This window comes from Chthonomonas sp. (assembly GCF_035294165.1).
GTDB lineage: Bacteria > Armatimonadota > Chthonomonadetes > Chthonomonadales > Chthonomonadaceae > Chthonomonas.
Window position 1 is genome coordinate 1 of sequence record NZ_DATGLN010000121.1, and the last position, 17,154, is coordinate 17,154.

The 17,154-nt window shown below is 56.2% G+C and carries 14 protein-coding genes; 10 read left to right on the plus strand and 4 right to left on the minus strand.

Going from position 1 to position 17,154, the window contains the following annotated elements:
- The 6 genes from lpxA to VKV29_RS06080 form a co-directional block, all read left to right on the plus strand.
- A partial coding sequence (gene lpxA / locus VKV29_RS06055; protein WP_324200410.1) for an acyl-ACP--UDP-N-acetylglucosamine O-acyltransferase occupies positions 1 to 778 on the plus strand: 778 nt, incomplete at its 5' end.
- A gap of 35 nt (positions 779 to 813) precedes the next feature.
- Positions 814 to 2,193: a hypothetical protein gene (locus VKV29_RS06060; RefSeq protein ID WP_324200411.1), complete on the plus strand. Its 1,380-nt coding sequence runs from the start codon at positions 814 to 816 to the stop codon at positions 2,191 to 2,193.
- Positions 2,186 to 4,012: an ABC transporter ATP-binding protein gene (locus VKV29_RS06065; RefSeq protein WP_324200412.1), complete on the plus strand. Its 1,827-nt coding sequence runs from the start codon at positions 2,186 to 2,188 to the stop codon at positions 4,010 to 4,012. The genes VKV29_RS06060 and VKV29_RS06065 overlap by 8 nt, the downstream gene beginning before the upstream one ends.
- Before the next feature lie 17 nt (positions 4,013 to 4,029).
- A complete protein-coding gene (locus tag VKV29_RS06070) occupies positions 4,030 to 4,770 on the plus strand; it encodes a lysophospholipid acyltransferase family protein (RefSeq protein WP_324200413.1) in 741 nt (246 codons plus the stop codon).
- A gap of 257 nt (positions 4,771 to 5,027) precedes the next feature.
- The gene (locus VKV29_RS06075; protein ID WP_324200414.1) at positions 5,028 to 5,615 is read left to right on the plus strand and encodes a hypothetical protein; all 588 of its coding nucleotides are present in this window, start codon (positions 5,028 to 5,030) and stop codon (positions 5,613 to 5,615) included.
- A 103-nt stretch (positions 5,616 to 5,718) separates the two neighbouring features.
- Entirely contained in the window at positions 5,719 to 9,255 is a 3,537-nt protein-coding gene (locus tag VKV29_RS06080) for an alpha-amylase family glycosyl hydrolase (RefSeq protein ID WP_324200415.1), read from the plus strand.
- Positions 9,256 to 9,413: 158 nt separating this feature from the next.
- On the opposite strand, the gene VKV29_RS06085 is transcribed toward VKV29_RS06080, so the two are convergent.
- The gene (locus VKV29_RS06085) at positions 9,414 to 10,802 is read right to left on the minus strand and encodes a hypothetical protein (protein ID WP_324200416.1); all 1,389 of its coding nucleotides are present in this window, start codon (positions 10,800 to 10,802) and stop codon (positions 9,414 to 9,416) included.
- 217 nt (positions 10,803 to 11,019) lie between these two features.
- Between VKV29_RS06085 and VKV29_RS06090 the strand changes: the two genes are divergently transcribed.
- Genes VKV29_RS06090 through hpnC form a run of 4 tightly spaced genes read left to right on the plus strand, consistent with a single transcriptional unit; the run spans position 11,020 to position 14,164 of the window.
- Positions 11,020 to 11,430: a hypothetical protein gene (locus VKV29_RS06090; RefSeq protein WP_324200417.1), complete on the plus strand. Its 411-nt coding sequence runs from the start codon at positions 11,020 to 11,022 to the stop codon at positions 11,428 to 11,430.
- A gap of 18 nt (positions 11,431 to 11,448) precedes the next feature.
- Positions 11,449 to 12,384, plus strand: a complete 936-nt coding sequence (locus tag VKV29_RS06095) for a heavy metal-binding domain-containing protein (RefSeq protein ID WP_324200418.1) — start codon at positions 11,449 to 11,451, stop codon at positions 12,382 to 12,384.
- 3 nt (positions 12,385 to 12,387) lie between these two features.
- Positions 12,388 to 13,212: a heavy metal-binding domain-containing protein gene (locus VKV29_RS06100; protein WP_324200419.1), complete on the plus strand. Its 825-nt coding sequence runs from the start codon at positions 12,388 to 12,390 to the stop codon at positions 13,210 to 13,212.
- 43 nt (positions 13,213 to 13,255) lie between these two features.
- A complete protein-coding gene (hpnC, locus tag VKV29_RS06105; protein WP_324200420.1) occupies positions 13,256 to 14,164 on the plus strand; it encodes a squalene synthase HpnC in 909 nt (302 codons plus the stop codon).
- Between the two features lie 341 nt (positions 14,165 to 14,505).
- On the opposite strand, the gene phoU is transcribed toward hpnC, so the two are convergent.
- From phoU to VKV29_RS06120, 3 genes are all read right to left on the minus strand, one after another.
- Entirely contained in the window at positions 14,506 to 15,195 is a 690-nt protein-coding gene (gene phoU / locus VKV29_RS06110; RefSeq protein WP_324200421.1) for a phosphate signaling complex protein PhoU, read from the minus strand.
- Between the two features lie 123 nt (positions 15,196 to 15,318).
- The gene (locus VKV29_RS06115; RefSeq protein ID WP_324200422.1) at positions 15,319 to 16,791 is read right to left on the minus strand and encodes a proteasome accessory factor PafA2 family protein; all 1,473 of its coding nucleotides are present in this window, start codon (positions 16,789 to 16,791) and stop codon (positions 15,319 to 15,321) included.
- Positions 16,792 to 16,793: 2 nt separating this feature from the next.
- Positions 16,794 to 17,154: hypothetical protein (locus VKV29_RS06120; RefSeq protein WP_324200423.1), on the minus strand; the 361-nt coding region annotated here is incomplete at its 5' end.

A 17,154-nucleotide genomic window follows, 5' to 3' on the forward strand; every position in this document is an offset into this window, starting at 1 on the left:
AGCCATCATTGACCCCCGGGCCGAAATAGAACCCGATGTGGAGATCGGGCCTTACTGCATCATCGGTAAGAACTGCTTCATCGGTGCCGGAACGGTGCTGCATGGCCACGTGCAGATATTTGAAAACACCCGCATTGGCCGCAACTGCCAAATCTACAGTGGCGCCATGCTGGGCGGTCCTCCGCAAGACTACAAGTTCAAAGGGGAGGTAAGCTACCTCGAAATCGGTGATAACAACATCGTGCGCGAGTACGTCACCATTCATCGCGCCACCGGAGAAGGCGAGTACACCCGCATCGGCAACAACAACATGATCATGGCCTATGCCCACATAGGCCATAACTGCATCATCGGCAACCACGTTACCATCTCGTCCTATGTGGGCATCAGCGGCCACGTCACGGTAGAAGACTATGCCAATTTCGGCGGCATCTGCGGCGTTCACCAAAACTGTACCATCGGCACTCTTGTCATGATCGGCGGTATGTCCGGCGTTACCCAAGATATTCCCCCCTATATGCTGGCTACCGGGCGGCCTGCGCGCGTCTACGACATCAACATTCGCGGGCTACGACGTGCCAACGTGCCCGCGAAGATTCGCAGCGACCTGCGGCAGGCCTATAAACTACTCTATCGCTCTAACCTCAACGTCTCACAGGCTTTGGAAGCGATTGAGGAGGAGATTGACCCTAGCCCCGAACTGAACCATCTTATCGCTTTCATTCAAAGAACCCGTGAAGGGTTCAACGGACGTGCCAATAACCCCCCTCCGCTTTAGCTTAAGCGGCTTTGATCGAGCGGGAATTGCATTCTATGGAGATCGCCATCTTAACCGGGGAGCCATCCGGTGATCTGGCCGGCGCAAGCCTGGCACGCGCCCTTCGAGAGTTAGAACCCGAAGTAAAACTTTGGGGGCTTGGCTCTCGCGCCATGGCAGAGGCCGGCGTAGAGCTTTTAGGCGATAGCGCCTCGTGGAGCGCTATTGGAATAGTGGCTGCCCTGCCCAAAATTCCGCTGCTGGCGCTTAAAATCGCCCCGCACCTTCGCAAAACCCTTGCCCATCGTCGCCCCGACCTGGTTGTCTTCATTGACTTCGGGGCCTTCAACGTGCGCATTGCGCGTTATTGCCGGCAGATCGGCCTCAAAACCCTCTACTACATTCCCCCTGGATGCTGGCGACGCACCACCACCCTACGCGAAGACCTAGCCCATATCGTGCACGGCATCGCTCTGCCCTTTCCCTGGGGGCAGGAACGCTACCGTCACGGAACAGCGCGTGTTTTCTACGTGGGCCATCCCCTGCTCGACCGTGTAGCCCCCCGCACCACACGCGATGTGTTTGCCAAATCTCTTGGTCTAGACCCTCATGCTCCTCTCATCGGTCTGCTGCCGGGTAGCCGCCTGCATGAGGTAAACAACCTCTTGCCTACCCTCATCGAAAGCATCCCACACATCGCTCGCGAGGTGCCAAAAGCGCAGTTCGCCGTGGCCGTGGCCCCCACCCTCGCGCTGGAATCTGTCCAGACCCTTATCGCTAGGCATCCCATAGCGCATGACCGCCTCGCAGCACGAAGGCCCGATAACGTTCAAGAATGGGCGCATCGCTCGAAGAGTTTGCCCAAAACACTGCCGCAACCGGCTCTCGCCACTCAAGGCGGAGCGCTGCTCGGTTCACCGAAACTATCTCAAAAAGAGTGGCGCCCCCAAGTTGCCATGCCATCCTCACCTCCCCTTGTGCTGACTCAGGGTTCTACCTATGACCTCATGGCGCACTCCGATCTGCTGCTGGTGTGCTCCGGCACGGCTACCTTGGAGGCCGCTGTTTTACAAACACCCATGATCGTGCTCTACAAAGTTTCGAAGTGGATGGAGCTAGAGTATCGCCTACGACGTATGGATAAAAAGGTGCAGGAAATAAAACACATCGCTCTGCCGAACATACTGGCAGATCGGCCTATCGTCCCTGAACTGATACAGTGGCAGGCAACACCCCAAGCCATTGCGGAGCGTGCCGTGCACCTATTAACCGATCTTTGTGCACGAAAGCAGATGCGACAAGCCCTTTTGGAAGTTCGAAATCTTTTAGGTGAGCCTGGAGCAAGCGCTAGAACGGCGCGAATCGCCTTGGCCCTCGCTTGCGGCAAAAACGATGCCCTCCCCAACGAGACAACGGAGGAAGGCCCCCATGCGTAAAGAAGATACGCAGCGTCGCCTTCTTGCCTACCTGAAGCCTCACCGTTGGATTTTGGCCGTCGGCCTCTTCTGCGCTGCCCTCACCTCCGCCATTGATGCCAGTCTGGCCAAGTTCATCAAAAGCGTGGTCGACTCCATGCTCGATGGTCGCGTAGGGCACCTCAATTTCATGTGCGCCGCCGTCGTTGTGGTTTTCATCATCAAGGGCATCTTCTCCTTCGGGCAAAACTACTTCCTCTCGCTCACGGCCAATAGCGTGGTCTCTCGCTTAAGAGAGGAGATATTTGCCCATCTGCACACCCTATCCCTTTCGTTTTTCAATCGTCGCCGCACCGGAGCCATCATGTCGGTGCTTACCAACGATGTGCAGGCCATCCAAAATGCGGCCATGAGCTTGCGCCAAATGATCTCCGACCCACTCACCATTCTGGTAAGCCTGGCACTGCTCTTCTATATGAATTGGCGGCTTAGCCTCATCGCCATCTTCTTCCTCCCCTTCATGGCTCTCACCATTTCGCGCATCGGCAAGCGCATTCGCAAAATCTCCCACACCGTGCAGAGCATGTTAGCCGAAGTCACCAGCATCATCGAGGAGACGGTCGCCGGCGTAAGAGTGGTCAAAACATTTGCCGCCGAGCATCATGAAATTTCGCGTTTCCGCACGGAGAACCAGCAGACGCTCAAGGCGGTTATGCGCGGAGTACGCCGTAGCGCTCAACTACGCCCTCTCATCGAGTTCATCGGGGCCTTCGGTATTGCCCTCGTGATGTATGTGGGCGGCAACATGGTAGCCCACACCGTGCATACACAGCACGTTATGGTGGAGCAGTTTAACCGCCTCCATCCGGGAATGCCGGTGCCGGATGCCGTGCGCAACTATGTAGAGCCAGGTGGACTTACAGCCGGAGCCTTAATTGCCTTTCTGTTCCTGCTTGACAACGTGGCCCGTGCGGTAGGCAGCCTCGGCAGTTTCGTCTCTATGCGCTCTCAGGCGCTCGCTGCTGCCTCCCGCATCTTCGATGAGGTTCTCGATGTCGAGCCGGAAGTGAAAGAGCTGCCGAACGCCGTTGAACTGCCCCCCATTGAGGGCCATATTCGGTTTGAAAACGTCTCTTTCCGTTATAGCCCCGATTCGCCTTTGGTGCTGCGCAACATTGACTTCGAGGTGCGCCCCGGCGAGGTGGTCGCCATTGTAGGGCGCAGCGGCGCCGGCAAATCTACCCTCGTAGACCTTATCCCCCGTTTCTACGATCCCACATCCGGCCGCGTGCTCATTGATGGCATTGATGTACGTACCGTGAAGCTTCAATCGTTGCGCCGACAGATCGGGGTGGTTCCCCAGGAGACGTGGCTCTTTGCCGGAACCCTGCGCGACAACATCGCCTACGGACGCCGTGATGCCACGGATGAGGAGATCATGGAGGCGGCACGCGCGGCCAATGCCTCCTTTATCGAAGGTATGGAACACGGCCTCGATACGATTGTGGGCGATCGCGGTATTCGCCTTTCGGGTGGCGAAAAGCAGCGGATTGCTATTGCCCGCGCCATCCTTATGAATCCACGCATTCTCATCCTCGATGAGGCCACCTCATCGCTCGATGCCTCCTCCGAAGCCTTAGTCCAAGAGGCTCTAGAACATCTCATGCAGGGGCGCACCACCCTCGTCATCGCCCATCGCCTCTCAACCATCATTAATGCCGACCGCATTCTCGCCATGCAAGATGGCTGCATCGTGGAGATGGGTTCGCATCAGGAGCTTATGAACGCCGGAGGCTACTACGCACGCCTCTACGAAACCCAACTTAAAGGCTTTGAATAGCTCGTTAAGTAGCTCTCATGGAAACCCTTACGCAACCAAGCTCAGAGGCCTCCCCCCAACAGTCGGCTCGACGCGAGAAAATGCAGGAGTTTAAATGCCGCATTCTATCGTGGCTGATTTGGCTGCTCGCCCGTGTCATCTACAAGACCCTGCGTATGCAAACGGAAAACATGGAAAGCCTCATCCCCTCGCCGAACAAAGGGGCTATTTTGGTAACCTGGCACGGTCGCACCTTCATCGCGGCCAATATCCTTCGCAACCGCGGCTATTGGGCGCTCATCTCCCTATCCCGTGATGGCGAACTGCAAAACCGGATATTCCGCCGATTCGGGTTCCAAACGGTGCGCGGTTCTACCGGGCGAGGAGGCGTGCGCGGCGCCCTCGAAATGGCGCGCAAAGTGCAAAAAGGGGAGGTGCTGGCCTTCACGCCCGACGGCCCGCGCGGCCCTACCCACAAGGTGCAGCCGGGCGTTATCCTCATGGCGGAAAAATCCGGCGCGCCTATTGTACCGGTGGGCATTAGCGCTTCTAAACGCATCCTCATTCGCAGTTGGGACTCCTACATGATCCCTCTCCCGTTCGCCCGCGCCTTTTTTCTTGTTGGTGAGCCGATCTACGTACCGCCCAACCTCGATGAAAACGGTCGTCTCGCCTACGCCGCCCAATTGGAGCGCGCCCTTAATCGCATAGAGCGCGAAGCCGAACGCCGCGCCGGACATCCCCATTACCCGTCGGAGTGGGCAACAGAAGAGAGCTGAGCCTTTCCAAACAATTGCCGGTACAACCTAGCCCGAAATTCCTTCCCAATTGCCTACTTTTGTGGCCTCATCCTTATACCGCTTCAATCGCAATATGCGGTACAACGATTTGAACACCCCGGTTTCTAAGAGGATAGCGTCGGATTTGAAAACCTATTCCTAGCGCTAAGGTAAAACCACCGAACTTTTAGGCAAGGGTTGTTTACAAGCCATGTATCGTGCTACTATTTATCGTACCGAATAGGGAGGGAAGTGCTATGAAGGCATATACACGAATTTTCTCTAAACTCACTTGTCGCCTCGTTCTGCTCTGCTGCATTATGGGTGCCATCAGCCTCCATGAAAAGGCCAGTGCTGAAGTTACCAAGGACATTCATCTTCATGTTGACTTCGCCAAGCCGAACTCGAATGGCTCCGACACCATTTGCCTACACGCGCTCTTCATCGGAACGGAAAAGAGTCGCCTACGTTTTCAAGACAGTGTTGGCGTTTACATTGCCTACTATAACGCCTTTGGAATGCTGATAACCCAGTACTCCAAAATTTTCGCCGTTTCCGACTCAGAGGTCGAAGGCATCATCCCAACCTCACCTTTTAACATTTGGGTACGTCAACAAGGCGACTTCCGAAAAGGGATTCTTCAGAAGGCCCCTAACGATGCCGCTTACGCGGTGTATCGCTATGTTTGCAGTTGCAGTTTAATGCAACCGGGAACGGCGGCACCCCAATTCCAAAAAAGCCTGGTCTCTCCATGGTCGCCCAAAATCTTTCTTCCACCGAAACCGCCCTCTGCAAGGGAGAGGGAGTCTTTGGCGGCCGTACTATCGGTCTGTCTTTTAGGATAAAGGGCAACCGTTTCCCGTAAAATTACTTATTGACATCGGGGGACAACTTTGATACAATGGAATCGGAGTTGTGAATACGAATTCTCACTCGGGAGATGCAACGATGCCTAAATCTCAACAACCTAGAATGCGAGGCCTTCTCGTCCTCAGCGCAGCGCTGGCCCTCCTGCTCTTCGCTGTCTGCACCACCAACGCCGCCATCGTTCAGTGGGTGGGCAACACCGCCCTCTATCTTACCGGGGTTCCCGGCGGTCTTCCCACACAAGGCGCCTTCGTGGAGCCTACACAAACCGTGACCGTCGTTACGCAAACCTATCCCATTGCCTTCGGTCAAAGCGTCTATGCGGAGGTTACAACCGATAACTTCGCCCACGTTACGGCCTATCCATTCTCCTTTGACTACAACGACAGCAGCAATACCCACTGGTTCCTCGTGCTGCCTCAATTTCTACCCAACACCAATGTGCAGTTCTATATTAAGGCCGTGGGAACCGATGGCTCTGTGGCCTACGACAACAACAACTTTCAAAACTTCGGCTTCTATGTGCGCCACATGCCGCCTCCACTGTCCTCTCCCATTTTGGAGTGGTTCGATACACCCTATAACACCATCTTGCAGCGCCTTCCGGAGGTCGTTAACGCCGGCTATGGCGCCCTGTGGCTGCCGCCCGGTGAAAAGGCCGGTGGCGGCGGACTTTCGGTCGGTTATAACCCCTTCGACCGTTTCGACTTTGGCGATCGCTTCCAGTCTGGCTCGCTCGATACGAACTACGGAACCGCGCAAGACCTTTTTCAACTTATTCGGTTAGCCCATCGCCTTGGATTGAGTGTCTACGAAGATACCGTGCTCAACCACAACGATAATCGTGCCTCTACCCCCATTAACCAGTACCCCGATATGATCCCCGAGGACTTCCATATTTTCTCCTCCTCGAACACCAACAACAACGGGGTGGATTTCAACAACACGCCGCCGTTCGCCCATCAAACCCTCGATTTCGACCTTCTCGGCATGGCCGACATCGCACAAGAGGATGGCAACGATGCGGAAACCGGTCCCTTTAACCTGCCCTCCTACGCCAGCTTCAACGCCTATGGCAAACCAACCTTCATCCGTCAACCGCTTGATGCCTTCCTTTACCCCAATCGGCAACCGGTAGCAGAAGATGTGCGACAGTATCTGAAGCGATGGGGTTGGTGGCTCACAACCTTCTTCGGTTTCGACGGCTTTCGTCTCGATGCCGTTCGCTACATTCCACCGGCCTTCTTCCAACCCATCTCTAACTACCAGCCCGGCCCCATCGTCTCCGGCCAAGGCTGGCTTTCCTATCTGTATGGGCTTAACCCCAATCTCTACGTCTTCGGCGAGGATTTCCCAAATGTCAACCCCAACTACGAGCTACGGGAGTATGGCAAGGTGGGAATGAACCTGCTGGACTTTCCGCTTAAAGATAATCTCGATAGCGTGTTTAACTCCAGCGGTTTAGGAAACATAGGTGCCACCTTAGGCAACACGCTCGGCACCGACGGCGCTACCGGCCTCGCTTTCTCTTTCGGGGGATTGGAGCCGAGCCTTGGGGTAAGCTTCGTGCAAAGCGCCGACCAAGGCCCTCCGGCAGCAAGCAATCAGGCCTATACATTCACGCTCACCGGGCCGGAACGCCCCGTGGTTTACTATGACGGCAACAACCAAAAGCCTAACGACTACACCGACTTCCCTCGCGCCGGCCGATTCGATGCCGTTGGAACCGGCGACAACCTCCTTCTTACCCTTCTCGATGCGCATAACCGCTATGCCCGTGGCAACATGGTGATACGCTACAGCAGTTCCAACCTTCTTATCTACGAGCGCCAGGTGAACGGGCAATCGCTACTGCTTGCGGGAATCAACATCCGTGACGATGGCGTCGCCCTCACACAAACGGTGCAGACCGCATTTCCTTCCGGAGCCGTCCTCACCGATCTCACCGGCCAAGAGCCACCGGTAACCGTTCAATCCAACGGCAGCGTCACCATCACCGTTCCGGCGAACGGCACTACAAGCTACGCGAACGGAACCGGCTATGTGCTCTACGTTCAACAGGCCCCACAGGCGCTGCCAAACATCCCCCCCATCCAACTGTTGGACGCCGAAACCTCGCCCGAGCAGACCATCGGCTTTCAAACCCATCTCGACCCTACGGGGCAGTATGCTCCAGGGCAGAATCTCACCTACTCCTTTGCCACCGTCACCACCGACCTGATGGATGTGCAGGTTACCACCGACGCAAACGGCAACTCTGCCGTGCTCGAGCTAGACAACGGCCTGCCGGTAGCCGGGCAGCAGCCACTTTCCAACACGCCTGAGGGATTGGCAGACGGTTATGTGCCCATGACCAAACTACAAAATGGGCAGTTCGTGCTGCGTGGGATCGATCTCACCCTTCTGCCAAATGGTCTGCACGTGATCCGAGTTCGAGTTTTCGCCAACACCGGAAATCGGCCGGGCGTCTTCAACCAGTTTACGGCCTTTTTCGTGCTCAACAGGCCTATCTTCGGCCCTCCGCCAACCGGCAATCTCTCAAACTATCCGCCGGCACTGGTTTATCAAACCCAAACGCCCTCCTCGAACTCTAACCGGCTTGATGGCCTCTTCGCCATGAACGACGATCACAATCTCTACATCGGCTTAGCCGGCAGCGTAGACCCCTCAGAAAACTTCACCAATGGGGTGGCGCTCTATCTCGATACCCACTCCGGGCTAGGGGTTAACGATCTTTCCACCCTTCACGACGACACCGGTCCCGCCGGTCGTCTGCTCTCCAACGCACCCATAACGCTGCCTCCCGGCTTCAAGGCGACTTTTGGCGTGGGAGTGTTACGCCTCAACACCCTCTTCTCTTCGCCGGAGGCACCTTTCGCCAGTCAGCCCACACGCCCCACACCGGTAGGCGCCGCAGCCGGCCTCTACTATATTGACGTGTTCCACGCCAATCAGCTCGTGCCTATGTCGTCCGAGATCGCATGGCAGCCGCGTCCCGGCCCCTTCTCCAATCCTGTAACAGGCCTCGAAATCGCCATCCCACTTACCGTGCTCTTTCCGAAAGGAATGACAACAACAACCACCATCGGGATGGTCGCGTGCCTGCGAACGACCGGCGAATCGGGCACCATCTTCCTCTCCACCGATGCCCGTCGGGGCACTTTGGGCAGTCGGCCTACGCCGGTTCCCTATTTAACCAATCAGTTCCTTCCGCCGCTGCCGGGCAATAACGTGCCCGACCCCGGTACGTCGAGCGTTACCCTTCAAAACGCGGTTACCTACACATTCCAATTCGCCCAAACGGTGCCCTCTTCCGGCTACACTCTCTCGCTATCTGCGCCCACCTTCGATGCCAACCGTAAGCTCTACATCCAAAACGGCACGCTTACGGCGTTAACGACCCTCAACGGGCCTGTCCATCTACTGGTTAAGCTACCTCAGGGCGTTCAACTTCAGAATGCGACAGGCTACAGCGTGCTCGAACTCGGCGTGCCCACCTTGCTGATCTCCAGCAGCGGCGTTTCGCAGGGCACAACACTCTCGTTCGTGCTGCGCTACCGCGCCTCACAACCTACAACCCCACAGATCACCGTAAAAAGCGGTCAAGGCGCTCTCTAAAGCTTCTCCTACCTAGCACAAACCTTAACTTAAAAGGAGGCATCTAACCGATGCCTCCTCTTTTTCTTCACGCGTGGCTCAAGAGAATTCGCTATGCTCAGCTCAGATATCGCACAAGACGTGCTACGGGTCTCTTCTTCGATGTGGCACCCCCCGCTTCAAAAACGCACCGGGCTAAGCGGTAAAGGCGTGTCAAATGGAAAAACCAACAGGGCACTCACCATCGAGCGGTTGATGCCCCCAAAATCGTGGGTTACCTCGCGGGTGTGACGCCGTGCCTGCGCAAGCGCCTTGCCCGAATAGGTGCCATCCCCAGGGTCGAAGGTACCCCCCCATCGCTTTAGGGCCAATGCCACGGCCTCCCTTACCGGGAATCGCAACTGCTCTAGCCCTCGCACACCCGTGGGGATAACATAGCAGGCCGGGTCGTGCTCCAGCTTCACCAATAAAGCACGGTTCTCTTCTCCTCCGATCAGCCCCAGCGCGAGGGCGCCGGCAGCGCGTAAACGATAGTTCCCATCGTGAACTGCACGTATGGCCATATCCTCAATTTGTGCGCGTTGATCGGCCGATAAACCGGTTACCGTGGGCGTAAAAGGCAGAGCCTCCCCAAAGGGGTTTGCTTGTGTGTTAGGGTCCGGTTGATAGGCAAGGGCCGCCAAACCGATAAGCGCCCGCGCCCGCAAGTAGACATCTCCGCTCTGCTCCATCGCCATAAATACCGGCAGAAGTTCAGGATTTGGGTTCATCGCTAAAAGATCGGCAGCCACATAGCTGTAGGCCGGCAAGCCGGTTAGGCGTGCCGGGGCCTGCAATATCCCCAACGCCACGCGCTCTATACTGATACCCTGCCGCTCTAAGTAGGCCAATACCTCGTTGTTTACCCGAGGGTTTTCGGAAGAGGGCTGAAACAGCAAAGAAAGCCCGAAAACAATGGCCTCCTTTGTCAGGTGCGCTGCGCGTGCGGCCTCAAAGGCATCACGACGCACCCTCCAGTCCGTCTCCTCTAAAATCGTGTCGCCTCCACGCCCCAGTCGTTCCGCCTGATAGGCCGATGCCAACACAGGAAAAGCCCGCTCTGGGCGCCCTAACTGCAAGAAGCTTTCCCCTACGGCAAGCTTCAGGTCGGGGTTGCAGGTGATAGTGCGAAAAGAGAAATCCCTCGTCGCCAGATCGACCACATGGCTCCAGTCCTGGGCGGCATAGCTGGCTTGTATCTCTGCTAACCGTTGGCCTACCTGCTTGTTCCTCTTGTCGAGCAAATCCTTTTTATCGCAGCGGGCCCACCCCATCCAAAACAGATGCGCGCGGCCCCAAACCGGCTCCCAAGAAATCCCCGTTGCGGCAAGCGCATAGAGGGTATCACGAGATAAAGGCTCCCCATGCCACTCCATCGCCTCGGCTGCGTGAGCTATCTCCCGATGGAAAAGCGACTCAACAACATCCTTCGCCCACCCACAGCGCGAAGCCCCTAAAAGCAATATCATCAAGCCAAGCAACCAACAAATCGAGCAAATGGTAGGCCTTTCCCAGCGTTTCCACAGCATAGAATTTTCCTTTTCTCTTTTCCGACACCGTGCTTAAAAAATTGGAATGGTGAATGCATTCTACCCCACAGGGCTTTTTCTTTTCTGAAACGTTCCCACACTCGCTGCTGTGACCCCTTCAAACGTCCACCGGTTGTATCAAATTCAGAAACGAAGCAGGAGTTTTTAACGTCCATGCAGAAAGAGACTTCAAAATGAGCCGGAGGAGAAACCTCGATTGAGCGACCAACTAGATGACGAGCCAGAATGGCTGAAATTTGGGGTTGCTGCCTCTCTATCCAAACAGTACACCCGTGACCAACGCGCCTTTCTAGACCTGCTCGCCTCCATGCTCACCCAGGTGTTGCCGCAAGAGACAGAGGTGAAATACAAGGGAGGGTTGTTTTCTGCACACAAAAGCGTTCACCAAATTCGTGTTCAACTGAGCGAATGGAGTTACACGCTGGAAGACCCCGGTCGAGGAAATCTTAGAGCCACACGTACCCGTATCGTAAGAGGCATCGCCTTAAAAACCGAAGAGATTCCGGTGGAAGAGTGGGTAACGGCGCTCGATCAAGAGATCGGCGAGCGCGCCCGCAAGAGCGCGGCAGCGCGCAACGCCCTTGCCAAATTTATTGGCCTATCCTAACTGCCAGGAACCAAAACAATGCGCTTTTTTAGCCTTGGACAACCCGACGACCCGAACGCAGCCCAGCGTCAACAAGAGAGCCTTAGGAGTCTCGCAGGTGGTGGGCTGCCGCTCAACGCCGTGGAGCGATTGCGTGAACAGGCCGCCACCATCGCAAATGCCCACAGAGGTTTCTCTTCCACCCTATCCATCAACGAGCAGCTTCTGCTGCGTGACATCGGCGTGGAGGTTCTTGGGCAGGTTATGGGCAGCTCCATCTACCAGATCGGGTTTCAGTATCTGCCCTCCTGGTCGGGCAGCTCCATGGAGCTTACCGCTCTTAGCCAGGCCTACTATGCCGCCCGTCATCTCGCCCTCAACCGTATGCAACAGGAGGCCGCTCTGCTAGGCGCCCACGGCATTGTGGGAATGCAGATCATCCGTCGTACCCTCGAAAACTCCGTGCTCGAATTCCTGGCCTTCGGCACGGCGATTAAGGAGCCTATTCGCACCTATCATCAGCCGGGCAGCCTGCCCTTTGTGAGCGACCTTTCCGGCCACGACTACTACACTTTGCACCAAGCGGGGTTTCGACCGGTGGGTTTCGCCTTTGGATGCTGTGTATTCTGCCAGGTGGCCACCTGGCGCACCCAGATGGCGAGCAGCCCCTTCGGCACCGGTTGGATGAACCAGGAGCTTACCGATTTCACCCAATCCCTCTATCAAGCGCGAGAGCGCGCCATGGAGCGCATGGTGCACGAAGCTCTGGCGGTTCAGGCCACCGGCATTATAGGCAGCGATATCGAGATGCATCACGATTTTATTGAAGGAGATGAGAACCGCTACTCTGCGGTTATCCACTACTTCACTGCTCTTGGCACCGCCATCGCCCCCTATCCGGCTCCTAATGTAACGCCCCAAATCGAACTGCAACTCATGATGAGCGACACAGCGCAACAACTCAAAGGAGGCTGATATATGAGTGACTATACCCCCGGCTCTCAGGCCGGACTGCCGGAGGCCGCTCGCCAGCGCCTCATGGAAATGCGTGGCACCGCGCAAAAGCGTGCCTTTTTCACCAGCGACCTCTCCGTCAACGAGTTTCTGCTTGTTCGCGAGGCCGGCTTCGACCCTGTCGGCTTCGTTATGGGCAGTTCCATCTATCATATCGGCTTTCAGTTCGCCCGTGTCTTCCAAAATCAGGAGATGACGGTGCTGACACAGGCCATGTATCAGGCACGCGAGCTGGCCATGACGCGTATGGAAGAGGAGGCCGACCTTCTGGGAGCCGACGGCATCGTGGGCGTGCGCCTTGAGGTGAGTCAATCCGCCTGGGGTGAGGGAATCGCGGAATTCATCGCCATCGGCACCGCCATTCGCCACCGTACCGGAGAGCACTATCGCACGCACCGCAATCGGCCGTTTACCTCCGACCTCAGCGGCCAAGAGTTTTGGACGCTGCTGAAAGCCGGCTACCGCCCTATCTCCTTAGTCATGGGCGTCTGCGTTTACCATGTGGCCTACCGAGGCTTTCTGCAAGCCCTTAACCAAATGGGGCGCAACGTTGAACTGCAAAACTACACGCAGGCACTCTACGACGCTCGCGAGCTGGCCCTATCGCGCATGCAGGCCGAAGCGGAGGCGGAGCAAGCGGAAGGGATCGTGGGCACCCGCGTCACCGAAAGTAACTATAGCTGGGGCAGCCACACCATCGAGTTCTTTGCCGTCGGCACCGCCGTTACCTCTATTTCCGCAGAGCACACCATTCAAACCCCTCAACTGGTGCTGCCGCTGAACGGCTAAAAAACTTTGCGGCCGTGCGATGCGACTGAGGTATCATTTTATTATGAACACAAGTACAGGCGATTCACTCTCTCTTACGCATCCCTATCGCTATGAGGGCCAACCGACCTTAGAGGAGGCGCGGCGATACTGTGCCCGTCTCGCCAAATCGCACTACGAAAACTTTCTGGTGGCCACAATCTTTTGCCCTCGCCATCTCCGTCAACACTTCTATAACATTTATGCCTATTGCCGTATTAGCGACGACCTCGGCGACGAGATCGGTGATCCTCAAAAATCGCTGGCGCTGCTCGATTGGTGGGAAACGGAACTCGATGCCATGTACGATGGCAATCCGCACCATCCCGTCTTCGTCGCGCTGGAAGAGACCGTTAGGCGGTTCCAAATCCCGCCCGAGCCTTTCCGCCATCTGCTGCATGCCTTTCGCCAAGACCAAATCTGCACACGCTATCCCACCTACGACGACCTGCTGGGCTATTGTCGCTACTCGGCTAATCCGGTAGGTCATCTTGTACTCTATCTCGCCGGCTACCGAGATGCGGAGCGGTTTGCCCTGTCCGATAAAACCTGCACCGCGCTTCAACTTGCCAACTTCTGGCAGGATGTAACACGTGATCTCGCGAAAGGGCGAATCTACATCCCCCTAGAGGACATGGCTCGCTTTGGCTATTCAGAAGAGGAGCTTCATGCGCGCAAGTTCACACCGGCTTTTGCCGAGTTAATGCGCTTTGAAGTCGAACGCACCCGAGCGCTGTTTCTAGAAGGCCAAGCGCTCTGTAACCGAGTAGACAAAAGGCTTCGATTGGACATCGCAATGTTCACACAAGGTGGGTTGGAGGTTTTACGCCGTATCGAATCGCAAGGCTATGACGTGCTGTCCAAACGCCCTGCCATCCCTAAAAGCCGACAATTAGCCCTCCTCCTCAAGCGCCTTGTTCGCCCCCTCCCCTAAGTGCATCTCTCTCCTTTTAAAGCGGAGTACCCAGCGATGAGCGTCCTCGCGGAAGGCACCTTTGCGGCCAGCACAGTTTCCATGATCGCTTATCTCTCTGGCCGCTGCATCGCCGTGCGCTAGCACCTCCCGAATCGGGGGAAAGGTCGGGATAGGGGGCGAACAAGACCGGCTTACTCCACGAATTGACTCTAGAACCATGAGATGGACAGCCCTCTGCAGCCCCCTGCCCCTCAGCGGCCAGTTTATTCCCTTCATCGTCTATCTCACTGGCCGCTGCATCGCTGTCTGCAAGACCGCTGCGTTGCTGTCTGCTAAGACCGTCTGCAAGACGGGGAGGTTTAAGGCGAATCCTCTTCGTTAAGAAACTCGCGCGCCGGCTTTAATTCGCCGGTCTCCACAAACCAAACGCGCTCGGCGATGTTCACCACATGATCGCTCACCCTTTCGAGATATTTGGCGGCGAACATAATATTCAGCGCCAAAAGGGCGCTCGAAGGGTGCTCCACGATCTCTTGGGTGAGGCGCTCTCGCATGGCATGATAGAGCCTATCGACCTCATCGTCATCGCGAATAACCTTTTCAACCAGATTGAGATCGTGATGAATAAAAGCCTGGAGCGCGTCCTGCAACATCACCCGGCTAAGATGGGCTAGGCGCGGAACATCCACAAGAGGCCGATAAATCTGTTGGGCACGAGCAAGCCTTCGCCCGATCTTCGCGATATCCACCGCATAGTCTCCGATGCGCTCCACATCCGTAATGACCTTTAAAGCTGTTCCAATCGTGCGTAAATCTCGGGCCACAGGCTGCTGCGTGGCGATGAGGCGCAGACACTTACTCTCGATCTCAATGTCGTAGCGGTCAACCGTATCGTCTTGGGCAATCACCTTCTGCACAAGCTCTATATTGCCGCTTATCAGCGCCTCAACTGCCTGCGCCAACATGTTATCGGCACAGGTAGCCATCTCCAGCATCGTCTCGCGCAGGCTGTTCAGTTCGGCCTCAAAATGAGCACGCATTGGAATCATAGCGCCATTCCTCTTTCCTTTTTACTTTCGTACGACTCGATGGCTTCCTTGAAGTTCCCCCTATGATTATAGGGCGGGTTTTAGGCCCGCCCTAAGGGCTAAAGGTGTAGGCACAAGAAAACCTTACACGCCGCGCAAGAAGCGCATGGCCTCTTTCTCGTAGGTATGGAACGGATTCTTCAGGTCGAGCTGCCGATTGCGCTCGATATAGATCGCATCCCAATCGATCACGTAGCGCAGCCCGGGATGTGCTAAAAGTTGCGCCACAATAAGCCCACGCCCATAGGCGCGTGTGTTTTCGGGCGGATTGGTCAGCGCCTCCTCCACCTGCTCATCGGTAACAAGGCGCCGCATCAGACCGGCCTGCTCCAAACCGTAGAACAGCCCCTCTTCCGGTGTTGCATTATGATACTCCAAGTCGAGGCTCTGCATCACATCATCTTGCCAGCTTGCCCCGGTCTCCTCCATGTACTGCCGATAGAGCACAAACTTCGCAGCCCAGTCGAGCCGGTCGGCGGTCGAAAGCGGGTCCCGCTCCAGATCGTCCAAAATAGTTTCCCACTCTCTGAGCACGAGATCGGTTTGAGGGTCACGCCGATAAAGATAGCGTTTCGCCGCATCAAGATAGCGACGTTGTAGGTCAATGGCCGAAATAGTGCGTCCGTTTCGTAAACGCACCATCCATTTCATGGTGGGATCGCGCGAGACCGAACGCAACGTCTCTAACGGATCGGCCACCTCCACATCCGGCGGAGCGATTCCGTCCTCAATGAGGTCGAGCACTAAACAGGTCGTGCCCACCTTTAACATGAGGGCATATTCGCTCATGTTGCTTTCACCGAAGAGCACATGCAGCCGATGCAGGTTTGAGTAGGAGTAGTAGCTATCCCATTTCGGATTGATGATCGCTCGGTTGAAGCGGACGCGCGAGCTAATGGTCTTAACAATGTGATCGGCACGCTGCGAGAGCTGAAAATTGACCGTAGGGTCTATCTCTACCCCATAGAAGTTGGAGACCCAAACGTAGTCTACTTCGTGCTCGCTGAGGGTCATGATGTTGTTTTTGCTGGAGGGGCGGGTTAGCCGATGCCCGCCCACACGCCCCACACCGGCAAAAATTTGGCGTGTTACCAGAAACGGCAAGAGGCTTGAGAGGGCATCGGTAAAGAAGCGGTCTTCAAGCTGCACCAGATAGTTTTCATGGCAGCCGAAGGTGTGCCCACCGAAGTGGTCTATGCTGTTGTTATGAAAGCTAACCACCGGGCTAAGCTGTAGGTCTTTTAACAGGCGGGAGAGCAGGATACGCCCGGCCCTGTCGTAGCGCACGAGGTCTAGCAGATCGCAGCATTCTGGGGTGGCATACTCCTCATGGCTACCGACGGCATCTATATAGAGGCGACCCCCGTTGCGCAGAAAGCCCCCGGCACGTGCCGGTTCAAAGGCGTAGTCACGCGCATGAAGGTCAATCAGCCCATAGCGCTTATCGTAGAAGGCATAGTCCTTTACCTGTTCGACGATCTCTTCGGGTGTTCCAACCGAAGGATCGCGCACCATGCACCCGAACTCGGTTTCGATGCCAAAAATTCGTTTTTCCATTTTTAGCGATACTCACGCAGTAAAGGCTCGAACTCCTTTTCAGAAAGCAAACGAAAACGGCTTTCTCGGCGCACATCACGTTCCAGCACAGCCGCCTCGACCACGCCGGTTTTCAGCTCGTCCCGCAGAAAGGCCCTTTCCGAGTCGGCCTCTTCGATAAGGCGAAACCGTTCGGCGTCTTCCTCTTCTTCCTCACGAGCTGTAATGCCGCGCCCGCCACGTAAGGCCTCTCGCATTCCGGCAGCCCAGGCGAGCAAAGCCCTCTCTAAGGCTTCGTGCAGGCTCTGTTCCGCGTCGGCTCCCTCAAGCCGTTCCAACATACGGTCTTCGGCGACCTGTGTGCCCGCGATAACGGCGATGTCC